The 24,982-nt window shown below is 73.2% G+C and carries 21 protein-coding genes; 9 read left to right on the top strand and 12 right to left on the bottom strand.

Annotated features, from left to right (window positions below):
- Positions 1-115 precede the first annotated feature (115 nt).
- From ACFY60_RS05895 to ssd, 4 genes are read right to left on the bottom strand one after another with little or no spacing between them, the layout of a single operon-like run.
- Positions 116-898, bottom strand: coding sequence for a type II secretion system F family protein (locus ACFY60_RS05895; protein ID WP_388609433.1), 783 nt, complete (start codon positions 896-898; stop codon positions 116-118).
- Positions 895-1,794, bottom strand: coding sequence for a type II secretion system F family protein (locus ACFY60_RS05890; RefSeq protein WP_388609435.1), 900 nt, complete (start codon positions 1,792-1,794; stop codon positions 895-897). The genes ACFY60_RS05895 and ACFY60_RS05890 overlap by 4 nt, the downstream gene beginning before the upstream one ends.
- Positions 1,775-2,980: a TadA family conjugal transfer-associated ATPase gene (locus ACFY60_RS05885; protein WP_388609437.1), complete on the bottom strand. Its 1,206-nt coding sequence runs from the start codon at positions 2,978-2,980 to the stop codon at positions 1,775-1,777. Before ACFY60_RS05885 ends, ACFY60_RS05890 begins: the two co-directional genes overlap by 20 nt.
- The gene (ssd, locus tag ACFY60_RS05880; protein WP_388609439.1) at positions 2,977-4,107 is read right to left on the bottom strand and encodes a septum site-determining protein Ssd; all 1,131 of its coding nucleotides are present in this window, start codon (positions 4,105-4,107) and stop codon (positions 2,977-2,979) included. Before ssd ends, ACFY60_RS05885 begins: the two co-directional genes overlap by 4 nt.
- Positions 4,108-4,558: 451 nt before the next feature.
- On the opposite strand from ssd, the gene ACFY60_RS05875 reads away from it, so the two are divergent.
- Complete coding sequence (locus ACFY60_RS05875; RefSeq protein ID WP_388609441.1) at positions 4,559-5,404, top strand: HAD family hydrolase; 846 nt, start codon at positions 4,559-4,561, stop codon at positions 5,402-5,404.
- Positions 5,405-6,022: 618 nt separating this feature from the next.
- Here ACFY60_RS05875 and ACFY60_RS05870 read toward each other — a convergent pair.
- On the bottom strand, positions 6,023-6,841 hold the full coding sequence (locus ACFY60_RS05870; protein WP_388609443.1) for an oxidoreductase: 819 nt from the start codon (positions 6,839-6,841) through the stop codon (positions 6,023-6,025).
- 102 nt (positions 6,842-6,943) lie between these two features.
- On the opposite strand from ACFY60_RS05870, the gene ACFY60_RS05865 reads away from it, so the two are divergent.
- Positions 6,944-7,930 carry an ATP-binding protein gene (locus ACFY60_RS05865; protein WP_388609446.1) on the top strand — a complete coding sequence of 329 codons (987 nt, stop codon included), beginning with the start codon at positions 6,944-6,946 and terminating at the stop codon, positions 7,928-7,930.
- Positions 7,931-7,985: 55 nt separating this feature from the next.
- Here ACFY60_RS05865 and ACFY60_RS05860 read toward each other — a convergent pair whose 3' ends face one another.
- A complete protein-coding gene (locus ACFY60_RS05860; protein WP_388609447.1) occupies positions 7,986-9,263 on the bottom strand; it encodes a hypothetical protein in 1,278 nt (425 codons plus the stop codon).
- A gap of 436 nt (positions 9,264-9,699) precedes the next feature.
- Between ACFY60_RS05860 and ACFY60_RS05855 the strand changes: the two genes are divergently transcribed.
- The 6 genes from ACFY60_RS05855 (at position 9,700) to ACFY60_RS05830 (ending at position 17,908) form a co-directional block, all read left to right on the top strand.
- On the top strand, positions 9,700-12,159 hold the full coding sequence (locus ACFY60_RS05855) for a SulP family inorganic anion transporter (protein ID WP_388609449.1): 2,460 nt from the start codon (positions 9,700-9,702) through the stop codon (positions 12,157-12,159).
- Positions 12,160-12,470: 311 nt separating this feature from the next.
- A complete protein-coding gene (acs, locus tag ACFY60_RS05850) occupies positions 12,471-14,426 on the top strand; it encodes an acetate--CoA ligase (RefSeq protein ID WP_388609451.1) in 1,956 nt (651 codons plus the stop codon).
- 297 nt (positions 14,427-14,723) lie between these two features.
- Positions 14,724-16,163: a Na+/H+ antiporter NhaA gene (gene nhaA, locus ACFY60_RS05845; protein ID WP_388609453.1), complete on the top strand. Its 1,440-nt coding sequence runs from the start codon at positions 14,724-14,726 to the stop codon at positions 16,161-16,163.
- 42 nt (positions 16,164-16,205) lie between these two features.
- The gene (locus ACFY60_RS05840) at positions 16,206-16,670 is read left to right on the top strand and encodes a phage holin family protein (protein ID WP_388609455.1); all 465 of its coding nucleotides are present in this window, start codon (positions 16,206-16,208) and stop codon (positions 16,668-16,670) included.
- Positions 16,667-17,599 (top strand): alpha/beta fold hydrolase, encoded by a 933-nt coding sequence (locus ACFY60_RS05835; RefSeq protein ID WP_388609456.1) that lies wholly within the window; start codon positions 16,667-16,669, stop codon positions 17,597-17,599. The genes ACFY60_RS05840 and ACFY60_RS05835 overlap by 4 nt, the downstream gene beginning before the upstream one ends.
- Positions 17,600-17,719: 120 nt before the next feature.
- Positions 17,720-17,908 (top strand): hypothetical protein, encoded by a 189-nt coding sequence (locus tag ACFY60_RS05830; protein ID WP_388609458.1) that lies wholly within the window; start codon positions 17,720-17,722, stop codon positions 17,906-17,908.
- Between the two features lie 92 nt (positions 17,909-18,000).
- On the opposite strand, the gene ACFY60_RS05825 is transcribed toward ACFY60_RS05830, so the two are convergent.
- The 3 genes from ACFY60_RS05825 to nth form a co-directional block, all read right to left on the bottom strand.
- Positions 18,001-19,200 carry a MarP family serine protease gene (locus ACFY60_RS05825; protein ID WP_388609460.1) on the bottom strand — a complete coding sequence of 400 codons (1,200 nt, stop codon included), beginning with the start codon at positions 19,198-19,200 and terminating at the stop codon, positions 18,001-18,003.
- 75 nt (positions 19,201-19,275) lie between these two features.
- Positions 19,276-19,980 carry an NUDIX hydrolase gene (locus ACFY60_RS05820; protein ID WP_388609462.1) on the bottom strand — a complete coding sequence of 235 codons (705 nt, stop codon included), beginning with the start codon at positions 19,978-19,980 and terminating at the stop codon, positions 19,276-19,278.
- 108 nt (positions 19,981-20,088) lie between these two features.
- Positions 20,089-21,171 (bottom strand): endonuclease III, encoded by a 1,083-nt coding sequence (nth, locus tag ACFY60_RS05815; RefSeq protein WP_388609464.1) that lies wholly within the window; start codon positions 21,169-21,171, stop codon positions 20,089-20,091.
- A 290-nt stretch (positions 21,172-21,461) separates the two neighbouring features.
- Here nth and ACFY60_RS05810 point away from each other — a divergent pair, with 290 nt between their 5' ends.
- Positions 21,462-22,136 carry a Crp/Fnr family transcriptional regulator gene (locus ACFY60_RS05810; protein ID WP_345279912.1) on the top strand — a complete coding sequence of 225 codons (675 nt, stop codon included), beginning with the start codon at positions 21,462-21,464 and terminating at the stop codon, positions 22,134-22,136.
- An 80-nt stretch (positions 22,137-22,216) separates the two neighbouring features.
- Here the strand turns inward: ACFY60_RS05810 and ACFY60_RS05805 are convergent, their stop codons facing one another.
- The 3 genes from ACFY60_RS05805 to ACFY60_RS05795 all read right to left on the bottom strand — a co-directional run bounded on the left by ACFY60_RS05805 (position 22,217) and on the right by ACFY60_RS05795 (position 24,960).
- A complete protein-coding gene (locus tag ACFY60_RS05805) occupies positions 22,217-23,101 on the bottom strand; it encodes a prohibitin family protein (RefSeq protein WP_388609466.1) in 885 nt (294 codons plus the stop codon).
- Positions 23,102-23,231: 130 nt separating this feature from the next.
- A complete protein-coding gene (locus tag ACFY60_RS05800; protein WP_388609468.1) occupies positions 23,232-24,062 on the bottom strand; it encodes an MBL fold metallo-hydrolase in 831 nt (276 codons plus the stop codon).
- Entirely contained in the window at positions 24,055-24,960 is a 906-nt protein-coding gene (locus ACFY60_RS05795) for an NUDIX hydrolase (protein WP_388609470.1), read from the bottom strand. Before ACFY60_RS05795 ends, ACFY60_RS05800 begins: the two co-directional genes overlap by 8 nt.
- Positions 24,961-24,982 lie beyond the last annotated feature (22 nt).

The raw sequence follows: 24,982 nt of genomic DNA, 5'->3' as shown, positions 1-24,982 counted from the left end.
CGCTCTCCTTGTCCGTCGTGTTCTGTCGTGTCGCGCGTGTCGTGCATGTCGTGTGCCGTGCGGTCGCGTGGTCCGTACGGCTCGTCGTCGTGTCGCGTGCGTCGTGGTGTCGTGGTCACCGCGCCATCAGCTCCGTCGCCAGGCCGATCACCACCGGGGCCACTCCCACCGCGAGGAAGGCGGGGAGGAAACAGAGCCCCACGGGCGCGCTGATCAGAACCTGGGCCCGGCGCGCCCGCGCAGCGGCCGTACGGGCCCGGGCTGCCCGGAGGCCGGCCGCGTGCCGGGCGACGGCCTCCGCGGACGGCGCTCCCGACGCACCCGCCCGCTCCATGCAGCGGGCGAGCCCCTCGGCGCCCGGTATCGCGCCGAACCTCCGCCACACCTCGGCCGGCTCACCCCCGAGGCGGAGTTCGGCTGCGGTCCTGGTCAGGCGTTCGCCCAGCGGTCCGCCCATCGACCGCCCCACGGCCAGGGCCGCTTCGGCCGGTCCCGCTCCCGCCGCCGCGCACGCCGCCAACAGGTCGGCGGCCAGCGGAAGGTGGCGGGCCGTCTCCTCGTCGGCCGCAGCCGCGCGAGCCCTGCGGCGCCCCGCCCCGCGCAGCCGCACCACACCCAGGGCCAGGCCTGTGGCGACGAGGGCGGCGAGCGGACCCGCCAGCGCCCATCCGCCCGCCACGGCCAGGAAGGCCACCGCTCCTTCCCTCGCCCACGAGGGCGCCGGCGACCGCCGGGGTCGCGCCGGGCGCCGCAGTCGCTCCGCCGGCGCGCCGAGCAGCGACGCGAGCCGCCGCCGCCCGTGGCGTGCCCGCCGCTCGCGGGCCATCCCGTACAGGGCCTCCCCGGACAGGAGGAGCAGCACGGCCGGCACCCCGGCCTGGGTGATCGCCGGTGTCACGGCCGCTCACCTCCCCGGACGATCCGTGCGGCCCACCAGAGACCGGCCGCTTCCAGGGCGCCGCCCACGGCGAGGCAGGCCAGCCCGGCCGGTGTGTGGAGCAGCACCCGCAGGGGGTCGGCGCCCAGTGCGGTGCCCATGGCCAGCCCCGCCGCCGGGAGGACGGCCAGGACCGCCACGGTGGCCCAGGCTCCGGCGAGTTCGGACCGCAGCCGCTCGCGTTGCTCGTGGTGGTCGCGGAGCGCTCCTTCCAGCCGGTCCAGGCCGGCGGCGAGCCCCGCGCCGCCGTCCACGGCCACCTGCCAGCAGGCGGCGAGGCCCGCGAGCCCTCCCGCACCGTCCGCGCGGGCCGCGCCGCGCAGCGCCTCCGGCACGTCACCGCCGAACCGGGCCGCCGCCAGGACGCCTGCCTCGTGGTCGCCGAGGGCGCCGGACTGCCGGGCCGCGAACTCCAGCGCCCGCACGGGCTGCCACCCGGCCCTCAGCTCGCCCGCCGCCACGGCGCACAGGTCCACCACGCGTCTGGCCCGCGCCTCCTTCTCCCTGCGGAGCGCGGCCGTCCGCAGGCGGCGGCGCAGCAACGGCACGGCCACGGCCCCGAGCAGCAGTGGCAGCGGTGACGCGCCGAGGACGGCGAGGGCCGCGGCCACGGGAAGGCACCACCACGCTCGGCTCTCGGGCACCCGGCCCCAGGCCCGCAGGGCAACCGCCCACGGCGCGTCCCTCCCCCGGCCCGGCACCCCGGGCGGCGGCCCGGGTGTGACGAGGTCCAGCACCCCGCGCAGTCTGCGCAGTCCGCGCCGCCGCTCCACCTCCCACCACAGGACGAGCGCCACGCAGAGGGCCGCCACCGTGGTCAGCCCCGCTCCGGCCGCCTCACCGGTCGTCACGGTCACCACCGGCCCCTCCGATCAGCGCGCTCAGCCGCGTCCAGCCCCGCTCGCGCGCGAACCCGGTCGCGGTCCACCGCAGCGCGGGCACCGTGCGCACGAGCCCCTCACGGTCCCGTTCCAGGACGTGGACCTCGGCGATCCGCCGCCGCCCGCCCCGTTCACGTACGAGGTGCAGGACGGCCGACAACCCGGCCCCCAACTGGCTGTGCAGGGCCGCCCGGTCGAGCCCGGCAGCCGTGCCCAGGGCCTCCAGCCGGGCCGGCACGTCCGCCGCCGTGTTGGCGTGGAGCGTTCCGCAGCCGCCCTCGTGGCCGGTGTTGAGGGCGGCGAGCAGGTCGACGGCCTCTCCACCACGGACCTCGCCGACCACCAGCCGGTCGGGCCGCATCCGCAGCGCCTGCCGGACCAGGTCCCTCAGGGTGACGAGGCCCGCGCCCTCCTGGTTCGCCGGCCGCGCCTCCAGACGGACCACATGCGGGTGGTCCGGCCGCAGCTCGGCGGAGTCCTCGGCGAGCACGATCCGCTCCCGCTCGCCCACCAGGCCGAGCAGGGTGGCGAGCAGCGTGGTCTTGCCGGTGCCCGTACCACCGCTGACCAGGTACGACACGCGCGCTTCGATCAAGGCGCGCAGGATCGCGGCGCCACCGGGCGGCACGGTGCCCGCCTCGACCAGCTCCTCCAGGGAGAAGGCGCGGGGCCGCATCACCCGCAGCGACAGGCAGGTCGAGCCCACCGCGACGGGTGGCAGCACCGCGTGCATGCGCGTCCCGTCGGGCAGCCGCGCGTCCACCCAGGGCCGTGCGTCGTCGAGCCTGCGCCCGGCGACGGCCGCCAGCCGCTGGGCGAGCCTGCGGACGGCACCGGCGTCGGGGAAGGACACCGGCGCCCGTTCGAGCCCGGCACCCCGGTCCACCCACACCCGGTCGGGCGCCGAGACCAGGACGTCGGTGACCCGGGGGTCGGCGAGCAGCGGTTCCAGCGGGCCCGTGCCGATGAGCTCCCGCCGTAACTGTTCGGCCGCGCCGAGCACTTCCGCGTCCCCGAGGAGCCGGCCCTGTGCCCGGAGCGCCGCCGCCACGCGGGCCGGTGTGGGTTCCGCGCCGCTCGCCGCGAGCCGCTGCCGCACGGCGTCCAGCAGCCCCGCTCCCCCGCCCGGGTCCCCGCCGGTGAACCCGGCCGCCCCGGTCATCGCGCACCGCCGGGGGTGAGCGCCCGGTCCCAGAAGGCCGAGCAGAACCGGGCGAGGGGGCCGCGTGGCTCGGCGCCGGGCGGCGCGCCCACGTCCTGGTCCGCCACCACGCCCGGGTCGTAGGGGAGTTCTCCGGCGAGCGGCAGCCGCAGGGCCTCGGCGACCCAGTGGTCGTCGAGTCCCGCCGCGTACGGGCCGCGGACCACGGCCCGCAGGTCGCGGACGACGGCGCGGAGGGTCGACGCCACCCGGTGCGCGGCGGCGACGGCCCGCAACTCGCCCGGGACCACCAGCAGGCCGAGGTCGAGCTGCGCCAGCGCCTCGGTGGTGGCCTCGTCGACGCCGCGCGGCAGGTCGACCACGACGACCCCACCGCGCCGCCGGGCCGCGGCGAGGACGGACCGTACGGCCTCGGGCGTCACGGCGGCGGCCAGCTCCCGGCCCCAACTGAGCACCCGGACCCCGCGGACCGCGGGAAGAGACTCCTCCAGGGCGCCGCCGGCCAGGCGCCCCTTCGAGGCGGCGAAGTCGGGCCACCTGCGGCCCTCTTCCCGCTCGCCGCCGAGCAGTACGTCGAGCCCCCCGCCGAGCGGGTCGGCGTCCACGAGCAGGGTGCGGCGGCCGGTGCGGGCGGCGGCGAGCGCGAGACCGCAGGCCAGGGTGGACGCCCCGGCACCGCCGCGCCCGCCGACGACCCCGACGGTCAGCGCCTGCCGGCCCACGCCCTCGGCGGCGTCCGCGATGCGGTCCACGAGAACGTTCTCGGCCTCCGGAAGCCGCAGGACGCTGTCGGCGCCGATCTCGACCGCCAGCCGCCACACCACCGGCTCGTCCGGCCGGCGGCCGACGAGGACGACGCCGGGCCGGCGCACCGCGCCCCGGCAGCGGAGCGCCGCGTCCTCCCCGATCAGGACGAGCGGCGGGTCGGTCCAGTCCGCCCTGCGCTCCGGCACCGCGTGGTGCACCTCGGGATCCGCTCCGGCGGCCGCGCACAGCCGCAACAGGTCGTCGAGAAGCTCGAGATCCTCCGTGACGATCAGCGGCCCGGTCCCGCGTGCCTCTTCCCGGCTCTCCGCGACCGCGCTCGGCGCGGCGGCCCCCGCCGCCTCTGCCCTGGTCCGTTCCATGACGCGACACCCCTCAGGTGATTCCCGTACGCCGCGAACTTCACGGCTGGAATCACCATGGGGCCCTAGGGAAAATCTTCCCGATCCCACCAAAAAACTGTGGATAACCCCAGGCCTGTGAATATCTCGACCACCCCTTCGGGGGCTGCCCGGAACGCGACTCGACGATTACTGTGTGTAGCGATCGAAGGCTGCGACTGCTGCGCTGGCAGGCGGCGGACATCCACGCGAACGAAGGGAGAAGAGGATGAAAACGAGAGCCAAAACGGCTCCGGACATGCGACGACCCCCGCCGGGGGGGAGAGCGGGGGTCGTCTCTCCGGCCGACTCGGGGGGGGAGGAGCCGGTCCGGGTTAGCACGGTCGCGAACGATCCGTGACTTCCATGGTGTACCCGAGAGCCTTCTCAGGCAAACCCACACGCAGGAGGGTACGCCGAATGGCGGGCACCTATGCTCGGGCTTGTGGAAAACCACTCCTTGCCGCGCGCAGCCGCCTTCTTCGACCTGGACAAGACGGTCATTGCGAAGTCATCGACGCTGACCTTCAGCAAGTCCTTCTACCGGGGCGGACTGATCAGCCGCCGCGCCGCCCTGCGGACGGCGTACATCCAGTTCGTCTTCCTCGCGGGCGGAGCCGATCACGACCAGATGGAGCGGATGCGCGAATATCTTTCCGCGCTCTGCAAAGGATGGAACGTCGCACAGGTCAAAGAGCTCGTCGCCGAGACCCTGCACGATCTGATCGACCCGATCATCTACGACGAGGCGGCCTCCCTCATCGAGGAACATCACGCCGCGGGGCGCGATGTCGTGATCGTCTCGACCTCGGGCGCCGAGGTGGTCGAGCCGATCGGCGAGATGCTGGGCGCCGACCGGGTCGTCGCCACCCGGATGGTGGTCGGCGAGGACGGCTGTTTCACCGGCGAGGTGGAGTACTACGCCTACGGCCCGACGAAGGCGGAGGCCGTCCGGGAGCTCGCGGAGTCGGAGGGATACGACCTGTCCCGCTGTTACGCGTACAGCGACTCCGCCACCGACATCCCGATGCTCGAGGCGGTGGGGCACCCGTACGCGGTCAACCCCGACCGCACCCTGCGCCGGGAGGCGGCCGCCCGGGAGTGGCCGGTGCTGGCCTTCGAGAAGCCGGTACGGCTCAAGCAACGGTTGCCCGCGTTCCGGATGCCTCCCCGTCCGGCCCTGGTCGCCGCGGCGGCGGTCGGCGCGGCGGCTGCGACGGCCGGGATCGTCTGGTACGCCTCGCGCCGCCGCCAGGCGGCGGCGCTCGTCACCTCCTGACACCGCACGCGCGCCGGAGGCCCGGCCGGTCTCCGACACGCGCTCACCGCAGCGGGCGGACCGGCCGGCTCCCGTCTGCCGCCCCCGACGGCACGGCCGGGCAGCCGCCGGGTTCACCGGACGACAACCAGGGCGAGCGGGCGCCCCTCCACCGGACCGCGACCGGGCGAGCGGGCGCCCCTCCACCGAGGCCCCTCCACCCAGGCCCCTCCACCGGCGCCCCTGCGCCCGCCACCCCTCTGCCGGCACCCCTCCACCGCTGCCCGCCCGACCCGGCACGCCCCGGGCAGGCGCCAGGAAATGAGTCCCTTCAAGGCCCGCGGCAAAGAAGTGGAGTCAGCACTTTCGCTTCCACCGGGACAGGAGTAGAAAGGAATCAGGCCCGCGAGACCTAGGACATCCGAGAGGATCACCTGTTGAGCATGAAGGCCCCACGGACCTGAGCACGGAAACCTGGCACCCACGCGACGTCGACCCGTCGATTACGGGCCAGCCGCACCAGGCGAAGGGCAAAGTTCCCCGCCTGATGGGCACATATCGAGGACGCTTGGTAACTGGGTGGACGTGCCAGCGGCGGTACCGCTCCTCGGTACCGCCGCAACCCTTGTCCGGGGGCCGTCAGGCGGCGCCGCGCTGAAGCGCCTCGCAGACCGCCGTCGACTCACGGACCCCCAGCTCCACCGAGCGGCCGCAGTGCGCGATCCAGGCACCGACGCCTTCGGGAGTTCCCGAGAGATAGCCCTCGAACGCGGCCAGGTACGCCGCCCGGCCCTGCTCCGCGTGGCCGACCTCGGCCGGGCAGATCGCCTTCGGGTCGAGACCGCTGCCGACCAGGACGATCCGCTCCGCCGCCCGCGCGACGAGCCCGTTGTGCGAGGTGAACGGCCGCAGTGCCAGCAGCTCGCCGTGCACCACGGCGGAGGTCACCAGGGCGGGGGCGTCGCCGCCCGCCACGATCAGTTCCGCCAGGCCGTCGAGCCGGGCCGCGACCTCGGAGGGCGCCGGCAGCGGGGCCTCGACGAGCGGCTCGTCGACCGGTTCGCCGTCCAGCCGGGGGCGGCCCACCGAGTCGAGCTGTTCGCCCGCCGCGACCAAGTGGAGACGGGCGAGCACCCGCAGCGGTGACTGGCGCCAGATGGAGAGGAGCTGCCCCGCCTCGGCGCTCAGCCGGAGCGCGGCACCGACCGTGCGGGCCTCCGGGTCGGCGCTGAAGTCGGTCCGCCGCCGGACCTCCTCCAGCGCCCAGTCGGCTCCCGAGAGGGCGGCCGAGCCACGCGCCCCGCGCAGCGCCGCCTCGGAGGAGATCTCGTTGCTGCGGCGCCGCATCACACGGTGGCCGTAGACCCGGTCGACGGCCTTGCGTACGGAGTCCACCGCGTCGGCGACGCCGGGCAGGGAGCCGAGCGCGGCCAAGGGGTCAGAGGCGTGCGTACTCATAAGTAGGGAGGCTACGCGCCCGACCGCCCCACCCCACGAAGGAGTGGTCTTCTTCACGCACTCCGGCCACCGGGCGCAGTCATGCCACTACCCTAGGTGAACATGAAGATCGCTTTCGTCGGGAAGGGCGGCAGTGGCAAGACGACGCTGTCCTCCCTCTTCATCCGCCATCTCGCCGCCTCCGCCTCCCCGGTCGTCGCCGTCGACGCCGACATCAACCAGCACCTGGGCGCCGCGCTCGGCCTCTCCGAGGCGGAAGCGGCCGCGCTGCCCGCGATGGGCGCCCATCTGCCCCTCATCAAGGAGTACCTGCGGGGGTCCAACCCGCGGATCGTCTCCGCCGACACGATGATCAAGACGACTCCGCCCGGGGAGGGTTCGCGGCTGCTGCGCGTCCGCGAGGACAACCCCGTCTACGAGGCCTGCGCCCGCCCCGTACGGCTCGACGACGGCGAGATCCGGCTGATGGCGACCGGACCGTTCACGGAGTCGGACCTCGGGGTGGCCTGCTACCACTCGAAGGTCGGCGCGGTGGAGCTGTGCCTGAACCACCTGGTGGACGGGCCCGACGAGTACGTGGTCGTCGACATGACGGCGGGCTCGGACTCCTTCGCCTCCGGCATGTTCACCCGGTTCGACATGACCTTCCTGGTGGCCGAGCCGACCCGGAAGGGCGTGTCCGTGTACCGCCAGTACAAGGAGTACGCCCGGGACTTCGGCGTCGCCCTGAAGGTCGTCGGCAACAAGGTGCAGGGCGCCGACGACGTGGACTTCCTGCGCCAGGAGGTCGGCGACGACCTGCTGGTCACGGTGGGCCACTCGGACTGGGTGCGGGCCATGGAGAAGGGCCGGCCGCCGCTGTTCGCGCACCTGGAGGCCGAGAACCGGGCGGCCCTGCGGACCCTGCGCGAGACGGCGGACGCCTCGTACGCCCACCGGGACTGGAAGCGGTACACGAGCCAGATGGTCCACTTCCACCTGCGCAACGCCGAGAGCTGGGGCAACGCGAAGACCGGGGCCGACCTGGCGGCCCAGGTCGACCCCGGCTTCGTCCTCGACGAGCGCCTGGCCGTTCCGCAGCCCAGCTGACGCGGGTGCCGAGCGGGGCCCGGTGCCGGGCCCCGCTCGGCGCGGGCTCAGGGGGTCAGGGGCGTACGGCCGCCGGGGCGGCAGGAGCGACCGCGGGAGCCGCCGGGGCGGCGGGGGCCGCAGGCTGCGGGGCGAGGAAGGCCTTCCAGCCGCCGGGCGGGGCCTCGCCCACTTTCAGCGTCCGCATCTTGGCGATGACCGCGGGGTCCTGGGCGTCCAGCCAGTCCGCGAGCTGGCGGAAGGAGACGCACTCGACGTCCTTCTGCACGCACACGGTGGCGATGGTCTCCTCGATGGCCCGCATGTACGTGCCGCCGTTCCAGGACTCGAAGTGGTTTCCGATGATCACCGGCGCCCGGTTGCCCCGGTACGAGCGCTCGAAGGCCTGCACGAGGCCGTCGCGCATCTGGTCACCCCAGTACCGGTGCATGGAGGGGTCGCCCTGGGTCGTCCCGGGGGACTGGTTGACCAGGAAGTTGTAGTCCATGGACAAGGTCTGGAAGGCGCGGCCCGGGACCGGCACGAGATGCATGGAGAGGTCCCACAGGCCCTGCTCCTTCTCGGGCCAGATCTGGTCGTTGACGCCGCTCGTGTCGTAACGGAAGCCCATCTGCGCCGCGGCCCGGACGAAGTTCTCCCGGCCCTCCAGGCAGGGGGTGCGGGCACCGACGAGTTCCTTGTCGTAGTCGAAGGGGAGCGGCTGCTCGGCACGCAGACCGGCGTTGGTCTTCCAGTTCTTGACGAAGGACTTGGCCTGGTTGATCTCGCTCTTCCACTCCTCCACCGACCAGGTGCCGACACCGCCCTCCTTGCCGCAGAAGTGGCCGTTGAAGTGGGTGCCGATCTCGTTGCCCTCGAGCCAGGCCCCGCGGAGCTCGCGGACGGTGGCGCGGATGCCCTCGACGTCGTTGAAGCCGATGTCGGAGCGGCCGCTGGCGTGCCGGGGCGGTTCGTAGAGGGCCCGCTTCTCCTCGGGCAGCAGGTACACGCCGCTCAGGAAGTACGTCATCGTGGCGTCGTACTTTTTCCCGACCTTGCGGAAGTGGGAGAAGAGTTTCTGGCTGTCCTCGCCCGCCCCGTCCCAGGAGAAGACCACGAACTGCGGCGGGGCCTCGCCGGGCTTGAGCTTCCGCCACGCCGGCTGGTGGGGCTGCGCGCCGGTGTGGGCGGTGGAGCCGTCGCCGATCAGTCGCACCGGGCTCTGCGGAGCGGGGGCCGGGCCCTTCTTGGCGCCGGCGCCGCCCTGGGCGGGCCCGGCGCCGGTGTCGCCGGAGCCCGAGCAGCCGGCGAGTGCGGTGACCAGCGCGGCGGCGAGGGCGCCGGCGGCCAGCACCCTGCGCCGGACCGTGGTCCGCCGGACCGTGGTCGCGGCGGCGGTGACGGGCGCGTCCCCGGTGGTCGTCCGTGCGGCGGCCGTCCGTCCGGCAGCCGTCCATCGGGCAGGGGTCCTTCGGGCCGTAGACCTTCTTCCGGCGGCTGACATCCGCCCACCTCTCCTCTGAGCCTCGGGGCACGGAGCCCCTGTTGCGAGCGGCGTCAACGTCGCACCACGACGACCGGAGAGATGAAACGACAAGCGGAGAAGTCATACCGGTTCACCGGAACAGGTGAACCATTGCCCTATTTGCCCCGAAGATCCCACCCCTGTCTTTACTTTCCATTACGATTCCATTACCCAGCGTTGATCCTCCGTCGGGAGGACCCGCACGGATGATCCCGCCGCAACACCCCGTACGAGCCGCGAGAGCGCTGCCCCGGAGGAGACGGGAATGACCCTCTGCACCCCTGCCCGCACCACAACCCGCCCGGAAGTCCAGCGGCCCCACAGCCCACCGGGCGGACCGCGCCGCTTCCGCGTCGCCGGCGCCGACGTCTCCGCGTCGGTGGCCGTCTTCCTCATCGCCCTGCCGCTCTCCCTCGGCATCGCCCTCGCCACCGGAGCCCCGCTCCAGGCGGGTCTGGTCGCCGCCGCCGTGGGAGGCATCGTCGCCGGCCGGTTCGGCGGCGCACCGCTCCAGGTCAGCGGCCCCGCCGCCGGCCTCACCGTCGTCACCGCCGAACTCATCCAGCGGTACGGCTGGCGCACCACCTGCGCCATCACGGTCCTCGCCGGACTGAGCCAGCTCGCCCTCTCCGCCCTGCGCGTGGCCCGGTCCGCGCTCGCCGTCTCACCGGCGATCGTGCACGGCATGCTCGGCGGCATCGGCGTCACGATCGCCCTCGCCCAGCTCCACATCGTCCTGGGCGGCACTCCGCAGAGCTCCACCGTCGCCAACGCGACCGGCCTGCCCGCCCAGTTGGCGGACGCCGACGCGGCGGCCCTCGTCATCAGCGCCCTCACGGTGGCGGTCCTGCTGGCGTGGCCCCGGCTGCCCGGCCGGATCGGCCGCCGTGTCCGGGCCGTCCCGGCCGCCCTGGTCTCCGTGGCCGGCGCGACGGCCGTGGCGGTCGTGGCCGGACTCGCCGTCCCCCGTGTCGACCTGCCGTCCTGGAGCAGCCACGCCCTGCCCGGTCTGCCCGAGGGCCCGGTCCTCGGGATCGCGGCCGGCGTGCTCACGATCACCCTGGTCACCAGCGTGCAGTCGTTGCTGTCGGCGGTCGCGGTCGACAAGCTGATCGCCGCCCGCGAGGACCGCGGGCGGGGCATCCCCCGTTCGGACCTCGACCGCGAACTCCGCGGCCAGGGCGCGGCCAACATCGTCTCCGGCGCCCTCGGGGGCCTGCCGGTCGCCGGGGTCGCGGTCCGCAGCGTGGCCAACGTCTCGGCGGGCGCGGTCAGCCGGGCCTCCACCATGCTCCACGGCCTGTGGGTGGTGCTCGCCTCCCTCCTGCTCGTTCCGCTGATCGACCTGATCCCGCTGCCCGCCCTCGCCGCCCTGGTCATGGTGGTCGGGGTGCAGATGGTGAGCATCACGCACATCCGCACGGTCACCCGGCACCGCGAGGTGGTCGTGTACGCGGTGACGCTGACCGGCGTCGTCCTCGTCGGCATCCTGGAGGGCGTGGCCCTCGGCATCGCCGTGGCGGTCGCCGTCTCCCTGCACCGCCTCGCCCGGACTCGCATCACGCGCGAGGAGCGGGACGGGCACCAGCTCCTGCGGGTGCGGGGCCAGTTGACCTTTCTGGCCGTCCCCCGGCTGAGCCGGGCGCTGCACCAGGTGCCGGCCGGCTCCGACGTGGTGGTGGAGCTCGACGGCTCCTTCATGGACCACGCCGCCTACGAGACGCTGAACGACTGGATCTCCGGCCACCAGGCGCACGGCGGCACCGTGGAACTGGCCGGGCGCTCCGGCGGCCGGATCGGTGAGCCGGGCTCCACCGCCACGCAGCCCTGCTGCCGCCCCTGGACGCCCTGGCACAACCACCAGTGCGGACAGCCCGCGCCGGTCGAACAGGAGGACACGGAGGGTCCGCAGCCGTCTCCGACACGACATCAGCTCGCCACGGGCATCGGCACGTTCCAGCGGAACACCGCCCCGCTGGTCCGCGGCGAACTCGCCCGGCTCGCCCGCGAGGGGCAGCGGCCGTCGCAGCTCTTCCTCACCTGCGCCGACTCCCGCCTGGTGACCAGCATGATCACCGCGAGTGGCCCGGGTGACCTCTTCACCGTGCGGAACGTCGGGAACCTCGTCCCGCTCCCCGGCGAGGAGAGCGGGGACGACTCGGTGGCCGCCGCGATCGAGTACGCGGTGGAGGTGCTGCGGGTCGAGTCGATCACCGTCTGCGGCCACTCCGGATGCGGCGCGATGCAGGCCCTCCTGACCGCCGCGCCCGACGAGCCCCTGGCCGCCGCGGCCCCGCCGTCCCCGCTGCACCGCTGGCTGCGGCACGGCCGGCCCAGCCTGGAGCGGATGGCGAGCCGCCATCCCGTCGAGCCCCGGATCGCCGGCCGCCCGCCCGCCGACGCGGTCGAGCAACTGTGCCTGACCAACGTGGTCCAGCAGCTGGAGCACCTGCGGGCGTACGAGTCCGTGGCACGGCGCCTGGCCGACGGCAGCCTGACCCTCCAGGGCATGTACTTCCACGTGGGCGAGGCGCAGGCGTACCTGCTCACGGAGACGAGCGGTACGGATCCGGGCGTCACGGAGCCGGGCCGTACGGCGCCGGGTGGTACGGATCCGGGCGTCACGGAGCCGGAGGGTACGGAGTCCGGCGGCGCGTCAGGGCCCGGGGAGGCCGTCTTCGTCCAGGTCCCGCCGACGGCCCTGGAGCCGGCCCGCGCCTCCTGAACCGGCGCCGCCCGGCCCATCCGGCGGCGCGGGCCCCCGGGCCCGTGCCCCTGCGCCCGTACACCGGCCCGCTCCGTACCCCGGGCTCCCTCACCTCGCCATCTCGCCGCGCGGCTGAACCGGCCGGTCACGCCGTCCGTGAGAGTGTGTGGCCCCTTCTCCCTCCGCTCGGGACGAGGGGGCCACCGCACGTCGAGACGCTCACAGGTCTAAACCAATTGGCTGGAGACTCTTGTCACCCGGGCATCCGCCTGATGAGCTATGACGCGGGACACATACGCACAGAGGACGCCCTGGGAAAGGGAGATGTCGTGAGCAACGAGAGCCTGGCCAACCTGCTCAAGGAAGAACGCCGATTCGCGCCGCCCGCCGAGCTGGCCGCGCACGCCAACGTGACGGCGGAGGCGTACGAGCAGGCCGCGGAGGACAGGCTGGGCTTCTGGGCCGAGCAGGCCAAGCGCCTGACCTGGGCCACCGAACCGACCGAGATCCTCGACTGGTCGAACCCGCCCTTCGCCAAGTGGTTCGCCGACGGCGAGCTGAACGTGGCGTACAACTGCGTCGACCGGCACGTCGAGGCCGGGCACGGCGACCGTGTCGCCCTCCACTTCGAGGGCGAGCCCGGTGACAGCCGTGCGATCACCTACGCCGAGCTCAAGGACGAGGTCTCCAAGGCCGCCAACGCCCTGACGGAACTGGGCGTCCGCAAGGGCGACCGGGTCGCCGTCTACCTGCCGATGATCCCCGAGGCGGCCATCACGATGCTGGCCTGCGCCCGCGTCGGCGCCGCCCACTCGGTGGTCTTCGGCGGCTTCTCCGCCGACGCCGTCGCCTCCCGCATCCAGGACGCCGACGCCAAGCTCGTCGTCACCGCCGACGGCGGCTACCGGCGCGGCAAGCCGAGCGCACTGAAGCCCGCCATCGACGAGGCCCTCACCAAGTGCCCCGACGTCGAGCACGTCCTCGTGGTCCGCCGCACCGGCCAGGAGACCGCCTTCACCGAGGGCCGCGACGTGTGGTGGGACGACATCGTCGCCCGCCAGTCCGCCGAGCACACCCCGGAGGCGTTCCCGGCGGAGCACCCGCTGTTCATCCTCTACACCTCCGGCACCACCGGGAAGCCCAAGGGCATCCTGCACACCTCCGGTGGCTACCTCACCCAGGCCGCCTACACCCACCACGCCGTCTTCGACCTGAAGCCGGAGACCGACGTCTACTGGTGCACCGCCGACATCGGCTGGGTCACCGGCCACTCGTACATCGTCTACGGCCCGCTCGCCAACGGAGCGACGCAGGTCATGTACGAGGGCACCCCGGACACCCCGCACCAGGGCCGGTTCTGGGAGATCGTGCAGAAGTACGGCGTCACCATCCTCTACACGGCGCCGACCGCGATCCGCACGTTCATGAAGTGGGGCGACGACATCCCCGCGAAGTTCGACCTGTCCAGCCTCCGGGTGCTGGGCTCGGTCGGCGAGCCGATCAACCCCGAGGCCTGGGTCTGGTACCGGGAGCACATCGGCGCCGGCCGGACCCCGATCGTGGACACCTGGTGGCAGACCGAGACCGGCGCGATGATGATCTCGCCGCTGCCGGGCGTCACCGAGACCAAGCCGGGTTCCGCCCAGCGCCCGCTGCCGGGCATCTCCGCGACCGTCGTGGACGACGAGGCGAACGAGGTCCCGAACGGGGGTGGCGGCTACCTCGTCCTCACCGAGCCGTGGCCGTCGATGCTCCGCACCATCTGGGGTGACGACCAGCGCTTCATCGACACCTACTGGTCGCGCTTCGAGGGCAGGTACTTCGCGGGCGACGGCGCCAAGAAGGACGAGGACGGCGACATCTGGCTCCTCGGCCGGGTGGACGACGTCATGCTCGTCTCGGGTCACAACATCTCGACCACCGAGGTCGAGTCCGCGCTCGTCTCCCACCCCGCCGTCGCCGAGGCGGCGGTGGTCGGCGCCGCCGACGAGACCACCGGCCAGGCCATCGTCGCCTTCGTCATCCTGCGCGGGACGGCGAGCGAGGACGAGAGCCTGGTCGCCGAGCTGCGCAACCACGTCGGTGCCACGCTCGGCCCGATCGCCAAGCCGAAGCGGATCCTGCCGGTGGCGGAGCTGCCGAAGACCCGCTCGGGCAAGATCATGCGGCGTCTGCTGCGGGACGTGGCGGAGAACCGGGAGCTGGGTGACGTCACCACCCTCACCGACTCCTCCGTGATGGCGCTCATCCAGAACCAGCTGCCGTCGGCGTCCAGCGAGGACTGAGCCCCGCGCGACCCGGGGGCCCGTCCCGGTCCTGGCCACGGCCACCGGGGCGGGCCCCGCGGCGTACCCGGCGCCCCGTACCACCACCCCGCTCCCAACGGGACGAAATGCGCGGATCCACCTAAGGTGAACGTGGCCGGGCACACCCCGGGCTCGTTAGGTAAGGTAAAGATCGCGCCCGTGACGACACCGGGAGACCGGGGAGGATCGGCCGTGGCGCGACGCAAGACCTAGGTGCGCCGGGAAGTCTGGTCGGCATGTGCTTCGCCCTGCCCATCCGACCGGAGGTTCTCCCCCGTGGCCGCGCCCTCACCCACCGACCGCGACGACCGTGACGACCGCCCCGGCGGCAGCGGCACCGGCCGCACCTTCCTCGGCCGTCTCCCGCTCCCCGAGAGCCGCTACCTCGCCGACGCCCTGCGCACGGAGACCGTCGGCGGCGTGCTGCTGCTCCTCGCCGCGGTCGTCGCCCTCGTCTGGGCCAACAGCCCGGTCGGCGACAGCTACGCCTCCGTACGGGACTTCCACTTCGGCCCCGCCGCCCTCCACCTGGACCTGTCCGTCCAGCACTGGGCCGCCGACGGACTCCTCGCCGTCTTCTTCTTCGTCGCCGGCATCGAGCTCAAGCGCGAGCTCGTCGCGGGCGAACTGCGCGACCCGAAGGCCGCTCTGCTGCCCGTCATCGCCGCCCTCTGCGGCATGGTCGCGCCCGCGCTCGTCTACGTCCTGGTCAACACCGCGGGCGGCGGCCCGCTCGACGGCTGGGCCGTGCCCACCGCGACCGACATCGCCTTCGCGCTCGCCGTCCTCGCCGTGATCGGCACCTCGCTGCCGTCCGCGCTCCGCGCCTTCCTCCTCACCCTCGCCGTCGTCGACGACCTCTTCGCGATCCTGATCATCGCCGTCTTCTTCACCGGCGACCTGAACTTCGCCGCGCTCGGCGGAGCCGCCGCCGGACTCGTCCTCTTCTGGGTGCTGCTCCGCAAGGAGGTCCGCGGCTGGTACGTGTACGTCCCGCTCGCCCTGGTCATCTGGGGGCTGATGTACAACAGCGGCGTCCACGCCACCATCGCCGGTGTCGCCATGGGGCTGATGCTGCGCTGTTCCACGCGGGACGGCGAGGAGCACTCCCCCGGCCAGCACATCGAGCACCTGGTCCGGCCGCTCTCCGCCGGATTCGCCGTTCCGATGTTCGCCCTCTTCTCCGCCGGTGTCAGCGTGTCCGGCGGGGCCCTGAGCGACGTCTTCACCCAGCCCGTCACCCTCGGTGTCGTCCTCGGCCTCGTCGTCGGCAAGGTGATCGGCATCTTCGGCGGCACCTGGCTCGCCGCCCGCTTCACCCGGGCCGAGCTCAACTCCGACCTGGCCTGGCCGGACGTCTTCGCCGTCGCCTCCCTCGCCGGCATCGGCTTCACCGTCTCGCTGCTCATCGGCGAACTCGCCTTCGCGGGCGACGCGGACCTCACCGACGAGGTGAAGGCCGCCGTCCTGACCGGCTCGCTCATCGCGGCCGTCCTCGCCTCCGTCCTGCTGAAGCTCCGCGTCCGGAAGTACCAGGCGCTCTACGCCGAGGAGACCCGCGACGACGACCAGGACGGCATCCCCGACATGTACGAGCAGGACAACCCGGAGTACCACCTCCGGATGGCCGAGATCTACGAGAAGAAGGCCGCGGAACACCGGCAGCGCGCCCGACTGGCGGGGGCGTCGCGCGATGAGGGCGACCGTCCGGCATGATCTGAGTCGGACCGTAGACGAGGACGAGGAGAGGGATCAGCGATGAGCGACCCGTTCGACGGAACCGAGCGCAGCCTCGGTCAGCTGGTCGCCTCGGCGACCGCCGAGATGTCCGCCCTGGTGCACGACGAGATCGCCCTGGCCAAGGCGGAGATCCGACAGGACGTCAAGCGCGGGGCGATCGGCGGCGCGGCCGGCGTCGCCGCCGCGGCGGTGCTGCTGTTCTCGCTGCCGCTGCTGAGCTTCGCGCTGGCGTACGGCATCCAGGCCTGGAGCCACTGGCACCTGTCGGTGTGTTTCCTGCTGTCCTTCGCCGCGAACGTGTTGCTGGCGCTGCTGCTCGGCACGGTCGCGTACGCGAAGTTCCGCAAGGTCAAGCCGCCGGAGAAGACCATCGCCTCCGCCAAGAAGACGGCGGCGGTGATGGGCAACGTGAAGCCGCACCCGCGCCCCGCGCCCCGGACCGCCCTGGAGAAGGCCGACTCTGTGGCACGCTCGTCCGTATGACCCTTCCCGAGAGCAACGGCAACGGCGGGCCCGTACGGCTCGACGGGCCCTGGACCCACCGCGACGTGGCCGCCAACGGCGCGCGTTTCCACATCGCGGAGATGGGTGACGGCCCGCTGGTGTTGCTGCTGCACGGTTTCCCGCAGTTCTGGTGGACCTGGCGCCACCAGCTGCCGGCGCTCGCCGAGGCCGGCTTCCGGGCCGTGGCGATGGACCTGCGCGGGGTCGGCGGCAGCGACCGCACGCCCCGGGGTTACGACCCGGCCAACCTGGCCCTGGACGTCACCGGCGTGATCCGGTCACTCGGCGAGCCGGACGCGGCGCTCGTCGGCCACGACATGGGCGGCTATCTCGCCTGGACGGCGGCGGTCATGCGGCCGAAGCTGGTGCGCCGGCTCGTCGTCTCCTCCATGCCGCACCCGCGCCGCTGGCGCTCCGCGATGCTCTCCGACTTCGCCCAGTCGCGGGCCGGTTCCCACATCTGGGGCTTCCAGCGGCCGTGGCTGCCGGAGCGTCAGCTGGTCGCGGACGACGCCGCGCTGGTGGGTGAGCTGATCCGCGACTGGTCGGGGCCGAAGCCCGTGGACGAGGAGGCCGTGGAGGTCTACCGGCGGGCGATGCTGGTGCCGTCGACGGCGCACTGCTCCATCGAGCCGTACCGCTGGATGGTGCGGTCGCTGGCCCGCCCGGACGGCATCCAGTTCAACCGGCGGATGAAGCGGCCGGTACGGGTTCCCACGCTGCACCTGCACGGCTCGACGGACCCGGTGATGCGGACCCGCAGCGCGGCCGGCTCGGGTCAGTACGTGGAGGCGCCGTACCGCTGGCGGCTGTTCGACGGCCTCGGGCACTTCCCCCACGAGGAGGACCCGGTCGCGTTCACGGCCGAGCTGGTCAACTGGCTGAAGGACACCGAGCCGGACCGCTGACCGGCTGTCACCTTCCGGCCACGCACGCGCGTACGAGGAACGGCCATGTGCCCGGCGCATACTCCAATTGGCGGGCCCCGGGGCGGTTACCGACCTCGGGGCCCGGGCACACGTCGAGGTATGGGCTGGACGCACGACTACGGTGACACGGCACGCGATCGCCGCTCGGCCACGGCGCCGGGCTCCCGCGAGAGGGGCGGACCCCCGGAGCCGGGGCCCGCGTACTCCGCGCAAGACGTCGGTATCTCGCGCATGCTGCGCCGCCGTGCCCGCTGGGTGTCGGCCCGGCTGAGGCATCCGCGCGACTGACGCGACCGGGCGACGTTCCGGGATCACGCCCAGCGGCGGACCCCGGGACCGGCCCGGGCGCCGCGAGCCCGGCAAGATCCGAACGACACGGCCTAGAGGGCGCAGCCCTGCGTGTCGACCTGCTGCACGGCGCTGCGGCCGCGTTCGATGTCCTCGCGGATCTCGTCCACGGTCAGCGCGTAGCCGGTGTTCACGTCGTCCAGCGAGCGCGCGAAGATCACGCCGTACACCTCGCCGTCCGTGGTGAGCAGCGGCCCTCCGGAGTTGCCCTGGCGGACCGTCGCGTACAGCGAGTACACCTCCCTGCGCACCTCGTCACGCCGGTAGATGTCCGGTCCCGTCGGGCTGATCCGCCCCCGGACGCGAGCCGACCGCACGTCGTACGCGCCGTTCTCCGGGAAGCCGGCGACGATCGCGCCGTCACCGCTGCGCGCGTCCTCCTCGGAGAACCGCAGCGGGGTCGCGTCGAGGTCCGGCACGTCCAGGACGGCGATGTCCCGCCGCCAGTCGTAGAGCACGACCTTGGCGTCGTACAGCCTGCCCTCGCCGCCTATCTGGACGGTCGGCTCGTCCACGCCGCCGACCACGTGGGCGTTGGTCATGACCCTGCGTTCGTCGAAGACGAAACCGGTGCCTTCGAGAACCTTGCCGCAGCTCTGCGCCGTGCCGACGACCTTGACGATGGACCGCTTGGCGCGGGCGGCGACGGGGCTGCCCGCGAGGGCCGGGTCCGGCGGCAGGACCTTGGTGATGGGCTCGTCGGCGAACGGGCTGAACACCTGCGGGAAACCGTTGCGCGACAGGGTCGAACTGAAGTCGTCGAACCAGCGCGAGGCCTGATCCGGCATCACCTCGTTGACCCCGAGCAGCACCTTCGAGCCGCGTACCTCCTTGCCCACGGTGGGCAGCGAGGTCTGGGCGAGGAGGGAGCCGAGCAGCCAGGCCACGAGCAGCATCGCGACCACGTTCACCAGCGCGCCGCCGGTGGCGTCGAGCGCGCGCGCCGGTGACCAGGTGATGTACCGGCGCAGCCCGTTGCCGAGGTGGGTGGTGAGGGCCTGGCCGACGGAGGCGCAGATGATGACGACCATCACGAAGACGACCGTCGCCGTGGTCGACACCTCGCTGTTGTCCGTCAGCTGGTCCCAGACGACGGGAAGCAGCAGAACGGCGAGCAGACCCCCGCCGAGGAAACCGATGACCGACAGGATGCCGACCACGAAGCCCTGGCGGTACCCGATGATCGCGAACCACACGGCGGCGAGCAGCAGCAAGATGTCCAGCACGTTCACCGTCAATAGCCTCGCAGATTCGTTCCGGTCGCCGGTCGCCCGTAGGTCGGCCTGTCTCGCCCGTGGGTCAGCCTGTCATGAGCGCCAGTCGAGCGGGACCTGTCTCGTACGGTCCCAGGGGCGCTCCCAGCCCGCGTAGTGGAGCAGCCGGTCGATCACTCCGGCGGTAAAACCCCAGACCAGAGCGGATGCGACGAGGAAAGCCGGGCCCGCGTGGCCCCGCGGGTGCACAGCGGTGGCCCGGTTCGCGGGATCCGTGAGATCGGCCACGGGGACGGTGAAGACCCGGGCGGTCTCGGCGGGGTCGACGACCCCGACCGGGCTGGGGGCGCGCCACCAGCCGAGGACCGGGGTGACGACGAAGCCGCTCACCGGGATGTAGAGCTGGGGCAGGACGCCGAAGATCTGGACACCGGCCGGGTCGAGGCCGGTCTCCTCCTCCGCCTCGCGCAGCGCGGCGCGGATCAGGCCGCCGTCGGCCGGGTCGCCGTCCTCCGGATCGAGGGCGCCGCCCGGGAACGACGGCTGGCCCGCGTGGGAGCGGAGGCTGCCGGCCCGCTCCATGAGGAGCAGCTCGGGCCCGCGCTCCCCCTCGCCGAAGAGGACGAGCACGGCGGACTGGCGGCCCGCGCCGCTCTCGGGCGGCAGGAAGCTGCTCAGCTGCTCGGGCCGGACCGTGCGCGCGGCGCGGTCGACCGGACCGAGCCAGGCGGGCAGGCCTTCCCGGTCGATCAGACCGCCGGTGCCGGGGCCGTAGATGTCTTCGTCAGTGCGCGTCATGGGCACCCCCGTGTCTCCCAACGCCCTCGCGGTGCGCCATCGTTCCCAGCCGTCCTCCGGGGCGGGGCCGGGTTTCCGTTCCGGGTTCCGTTCCCGGCTGCCCGGCGGTCATTCCCCCGCTCCGGGCGCGACGCCCGGGGCGGGCGGGGCGGGGCGGCCGGGATAGTCCGCGGGCGGGTTGAGCCGCTGGCCGGGGAGGCCGCCCATCTCGTACTTGAGCAGCTTCCGCGCCTTCTCGGGGTCGGTCTCGCCCTCGCCGTACGAGGGGCAGAGGTGGGTGATCGGGCAGGCGCCGCAGGCGGGCTTGCGGGCGTGGCAGATCCGGCGGCCGTGGAAGATCACCCGGTGCGAGAGCATCGTCCACTCGCTCTTGGGGAAGATCTCGGCGACCTCCGCCTCGATCTTCACCGGGTCGTCGGATCCGGTCCACCGCCAGCGGCGGGCCAGGCGCATGAAGTGGGTGTCGACGGTGATGCCGGGGACGCCGAAGGCGTTGCCGAGGACGACGAAGGCGGTCTTGCGGCCGACGCCGGGGAGCTTGACCAGGTCCTCCAGGCGGCCGGGGACCTCGCCGCCGAAGTCGTCCCTCAGGGCCGCGGCCAGGCCCATGATCGACTTGGTCTTGGCGCGGAAGAAGCCGGTGGGGCGGATGAGCTCCTCGACCTCCTCGGGGACGGCGGCGGCCAGGTCCTCGGGCGTCGGGTAGCGCGCGAAGAGGGCGGGGGTGGTCTGGTTCACCCGCAGGTCGGTGGTCTGGGCGGAGAGGACCGTGGCGACGAGCAGCTCGAACGGGTTGCGGAAGTCGAGCTCCGGATGGGCGTACGGGAAGACCTCGGCGAGCTCCCGGTTGATCTTGCGCGCCCGGCGCACCATCGCGAGCCGCGACTCCGGCTTGGCCGCCCCGGCGGCCCTCACGGACGTCACCGCCTCGGGCGCCTTGGCGCTCTCGGCGGCCTTCGCGCCCCCGGCAGGCGCCTTGGCGCTCCTGGCGGCCTTGGCTGCCTTCGCACCCTTGGCAGCGGCCTCACCGCTCCTGGCCGCCTTCGCACCCCTGGCAGGCGTCCTGCCGCTCCTGGCACCCTTCGTCGGCTCGGCCGTCCCGGCGGTCCCGGCCGTGGCTCCGGCCGGACGGCCGGCGGAGCCCGCCCCGGCCCCGGTCGCCGCGCCCGCCTCCCGATCCGTACCTTTCACGGCTTTCGCCCGCTTCGACACGCCGCGTTCGCCCACGGCGGAATTACCTTCGGCCGACACTCTTCCAGCCCCCTTGGCCTGCGCTCTCACCGGCGAGTTGGACACCCGGCCAGCCTAGGGGCCGCTGCCGACATCCGCCCCGGGCACGGCCGATCAGACCCCAATCGGGCCCCTGACGTACGGAAAGGCCGTCCGGTGCGTCAAACTTGTTGTGATTGATCGCACTGTTTTGTACGTCCGGCATCATGGGACGAGGTCCCAGGAGCAGGTCGACAAGTAGGAGAGAACTCGTGGACGACGTTCTGCGGCGCGCCCCCCTCTTCGCGGCGCTCGACGACGAGCAGGCCGCCGAGCTGCGTGCCTCGATGAGTGAGGCGACGCTCGCCCGTGGCGACGCGCTTTTCCACGAGGGCGACCCCGGTGACCGCCTGTACGTGGTCACCGAGGGCAAGGTGAAGCTGCACCGCACTTCCCCCGACGGCCGCGAGAACATGCTGGCGGTCCTCGGCCCCGGCGAGCTCATCGGCGAGCTGTCCCTCTTCGACCCGGGCCCGCGCACCGCCACGGCGACCGCGCTCACCGAGGTCAAGCTGCTCGGCCTGGGGCACAACGACCTCCAGCCCTGGCTGAACGCCCGGCCCGAGGTCGCCAGCGCCCTGCTGCGCGCGGTCGCCCGCCGGCTGCGCAAGACCAACGACCAGATGTCCGACCTGGTCTTCTCCGACGTTCCGGGCCGTGTCGCCCGCGCGCTCCTCGACCTGTCGCGCCGCTTCGGCGTGCAGTCGGAGGAGGGCATCCACGTCGTCCACGACCTCACGCAGGAGGAGCTGGCCCAGCTGGTCGGCGCCTCGCGCGAGACGGTCAACAAGGCCCTCGCCGACTTCGCCCAGCGCGGCTGGCTGCGCCTGGAGGCCCGCGCCGTGATCCTGCTCGACGTGGAGCGCCTCGCGAAGCGCTCGCGGTAGGCCGCGCGCCCGCAGGTACGCGGAAGGCCGCCCCGGTCCGAGGACCGGGGCGGCCTTCCGCGTACCTGCGGGGACGGGCGTCAGCGCTTGGTGCCGTCCACGATCACCGGGGCGGAGCCGGCGTTGCCGCAGGGCACCGCGTAGACCGGGTTCTTCGCCGCGGCCTCCTTGTAGGCGTCGATGCACTGGTTCAGCAGGACCTTGTCCGACAGCGACTCGTTGAGGATCTTGTTGGCGCGGGCGATGCCCTCGGCCTCGATCCGGCGCCGGTCGGCCTCGGCCTTGGCGGTACGGGCGGCCTCGGTGGCGCGCTCGGTGGCCTGCTGCTGCTGGATCTTGCGGTCGATCTGGTTCTGCAGGGCGTCGGAGGGCTTCACGTTCCGCAGGTTGACCGTGGTCACGTCGATGCCGCGCGGGGCGAGGCGCTCCTTGATCAGGGCACCGATCTCGGCGTTGATCTTCTCGCGGTCGGTGGCGTACCCCTGCTCGCTCGTGTACCGGGCGAAGACGTTGCGGACGATCTCCCGGCTGTCCGGGTAGACGAGGCGCTGCTGGATGGCGTCCTCGCTGCCCGCGAGCTTGTACAGCTCGACCGACTTGGACGGGACGACGGCCCACTTCACCGTCACCTCGGCGTACATGACACCGCCCTGCAGGGAGCGGACCTCCACCACGTCCTTGTCCGAGAGGTTGAGGTCCACCGGACGGGTCGAGAAGGTCGTGACGTCCGTGAACGGCGACTTCAGGTGCATGCCCGAGGTCATGGGCGAGCCGACCTTGCCGAACGCGACCGGCACGCCGACCTCGTACGCGCTGATGACGTAGGTCGTGCTCGCGACGAGCGAGAAGACACCGGCGATCACGGCACCGAGGGCGCCGAGCCTCAGCCCCTTGGAGTCGTTGGCGCGGGCGACGAAGAACAGCACCACTGCGGCGATGAGCAGCAGGATGGCGACGACGAACATGGGCGATCCCCCCGAAACTACGGCCAGAAGTAAACGGAGCGTAAAGCACGCGGGGGTGCGGAGACGAGACCGGGGGCGGCCGGACGCACGTCCGGACCGGCGGCGGGCCCGGGGCGCCGCGGCGCCCCGGTCAGATCAGGCCGCGCTCCGTCAGGTACTCCAGCTGCGCCCGCACCGACAACTCCGCCGCCGGCCACAGGGAGCGGTCGACGTCCGCGTACACGTGGGCCACGACCTCCGCCGCCGTCCGGTGCCCCTTCTCGACCGCCGTCTCCACCTGGGCCAGCCGGCTCGCCCGGTGCGCCAGGTAGAACTCCACGGCCCCCTGGGCGTCCTCCAGGACCGGCCCGTGCCCCGGCAGCACCGTGTGCACGCCGTCGTCCACGGTGAGCGAGCGCAGGCGTCGCAGCGAGTCCAGGTAGTCGCCGAGCCGCCCGTCGGGGTGGGCGACCATCGTCGTACCGCGCCCCAGGATGGTGTCGCCCGTGAGCACGGCCCGGTCGGCCGGGAGGTGGAAGGAGAGCGAGTCCGAGGTGTGGCCGGGCGTCGGGACCACCCGCAGCTCCAGGCCGCCGGTGGTGACGACGTCCCCGGCCGCGAGCCCCTCGTCGCCGAGCCGCAGCGCCGGATCGAGCGCGCGCACCGCCGTCCGCGTCAGCTCGGCGAACCGGGCCGCCCCCTCGGCGTGGTCCGCGTGCCCGTGGGTGAGCAGGGTCAGCCCCACGCGCTTGCCCAGCCGCTCCGCCGTGGCGATCACCTCGCGCAGGTGGCCCTCGTCCAGCGGGCCCGGGTCGACGACGACGGCCAGGTCGGAGTCCGGTTCGGCGACGATCCAGGTGTTGGTGCCGTCGAGGGTCATGGCGGACGGGTTCGGCGCGAGCACGTTCACGGCGCGGGCGGTCGCCGGTCCGCAGACCACGGCGCCGCGCGGCTGACCGGGGAGGGCCGACGCGTCAGTCATCACGGCCTCCCGCCGGAACGCGCTTGGTGAACTCCTCGTGCCCCGGCCAGCTCAGGACGACCTCGTCGCCCGCAAGGCGCGCCCGGGCGAGGACGGGGGTCATGTCCTGGTCGGCGGCGGCCACCAGGACCTCCTTGGCGCTTCCGTACGGCTCCAGGGTCCGCAGGGTCGAGATCGTCGGCGGCATCATCGTCAGTTCGCCCCGGTCGTAGCCGGCCGCGGCCTCCGCCGGGCGGATCCACACCGTGCGGTCGGCCTCGCCGGAGACGTCCCGGGTGCGCTGCCCGGCCGGGAGCGCGGCCACGAAGAACCAGGTGTCGTACCGCCGCTGCTCGAACTCGGGGGTGATCCAGCGGGCCCAGGCGCCGAGCAGGTCGGAGCGGAGGACGAGGCCGCGCCGGTCGAGGAAGTCGGCGAAGGACAGGTCGCGGGCGACGAGGGCCCGCCGGTCCCGCTCCCAGTCGTCGCCGGTGGTGTCGCCGACGACGGTGTCCGGGGTCTCTCCGGCGAGCAGGACGCCCGCCTCCTCGAAGGTCTCGCGGACGGCGGCGCAGACCACGGCCTGGGCCTGCGCGGGGTCGTCGAGGCCGAGCCGCCGGGCCCAGTCGCCGAGGGAGGGCCTGGCCCACCGCACGGGGTGCTCGTCACGCGGGTCGACACCGCCGCCGGGATAGGCGTACGCGCCGCCGGCGAAGGCCATGGAGGTGCGCCGGCGCAGCATGTGGACGTCCGGTCCCGTCTCCCCGTCGCGCAGCAGCAGGACGGTCGCGGCGCGCCTGGGCTCCACCGGGACGAGTTCCCCCGCGGCGAGGGCGCGGATGCGGTCCGGCCACTCCGGTGGGTACCACTGGCCGTTGGTCCGGGTGTCCTGCCGGTCGTTCCCCTGAGCATTCGACATGGCCGGATGCTATGCGCATCGA

This window comes from Streptomyces sp. NPDC012827 (assembly GCF_042900905.1).
Taxonomy (GTDB): domain Bacteria; phylum Actinomycetota; class Actinomycetes; order Streptomycetales; family Streptomycetaceae; genus Streptomyces; species Streptomyces gulbargensis.
Note: the sequence above shows the minus strand (reverse complement) of the source record. Positions and strands in the feature narration are given on the sequence as shown.

What these genes read in the sequence shown, in the direction of transcription:
- ACFY60_RS05795 (WP_388609470.1), bottom strand. Translation starts at nt 24,960, where the DNA reads ATGTCGAATGCTCAGGGGAACGACCGGCAGGACACCCGGACCAACGGC.
- ACFY60_RS05805 (WP_388609466.1), bottom strand. Translation starts at nt 23,101, where the DNA reads ATGTTCGTCGTCGCCATCCTGCTGCTCATCGCCGCAGTGGTGCTGTTC.
- ssd (WP_388609439.1), bottom strand. Translation starts at nt 4,107, where the DNA reads ATGGAACGGACCAGGGCAGAGGCGGCGGGGGCCGCCGCGCCGAGCGCG.
- ACFY60_RS05830 (WP_388609458.1), top strand. Translation starts at nt 17,720, where the DNA reads ATGGGCTGGACGCACGACTACGGTGACACGGCACGCGATCGCCGCTCG.
- ACFY60_RS05870 (WP_388609443.1), bottom strand. Translation starts at nt 6,841, where the DNA reads ATGAGTACGCACGCCTCTGACCCCTTGGCCGCGCTCGGCTCCCTGCCC.
- ACFY60_RS05800 (WP_388609468.1), bottom strand. Translation starts at nt 24,062, where the DNA reads ATGACTGACGCGTCGGCCCTCCCCGGTCAGCCGCGCGGCGCCGTGGTC.
- ACFY60_RS05855 (WP_388609449.1), top strand. Translation starts at nt 9,700, where the DNA reads ATGACCCTCTGCACCCCTGCCCGCACCACAACCCGCCCGGAAGTCCAG.
- ACFY60_RS05820 (WP_388609462.1), bottom strand. Translation starts at nt 19,980, where the DNA reads ATGACGCGCACTGACGAAGACATCTACGGCCCCGGCACCGGCGGTCTG.
- ACFY60_RS05885 (WP_388609437.1), bottom strand. Translation starts at nt 2,980, where the DNA reads ATGACCGGGGCGGCCGGGTTCACCGGCGGGGACCCGGGCGGGGGAGCG.
- ACFY60_RS05840 (WP_388609455.1), top strand. Translation starts at nt 16,206, where the DNA reads ATGAGCGACCCGTTCGACGGAACCGAGCGCAGCCTCGGTCAGCTGGTC.
- ACFY60_RS05835 (WP_388609456.1), top strand. Translation starts at nt 16,667, where the DNA reads ATGACCCTTCCCGAGAGCAACGGCAACGGCGGGCCCGTACGGCTCGAC.
- ACFY60_RS05875 (WP_388609441.1), top strand. Translation starts at nt 4,559, where the DNA reads ATGCTCGGGCTTGTGGAAAACCACTCCTTGCCGCGCGCAGCCGCCTTC.
- ACFY60_RS05865 (WP_388609446.1), top strand. Translation starts at nt 6,944, where the DNA reads ATGAAGATCGCTTTCGTCGGGAAGGGCGGCAGTGGCAAGACGACGCTG.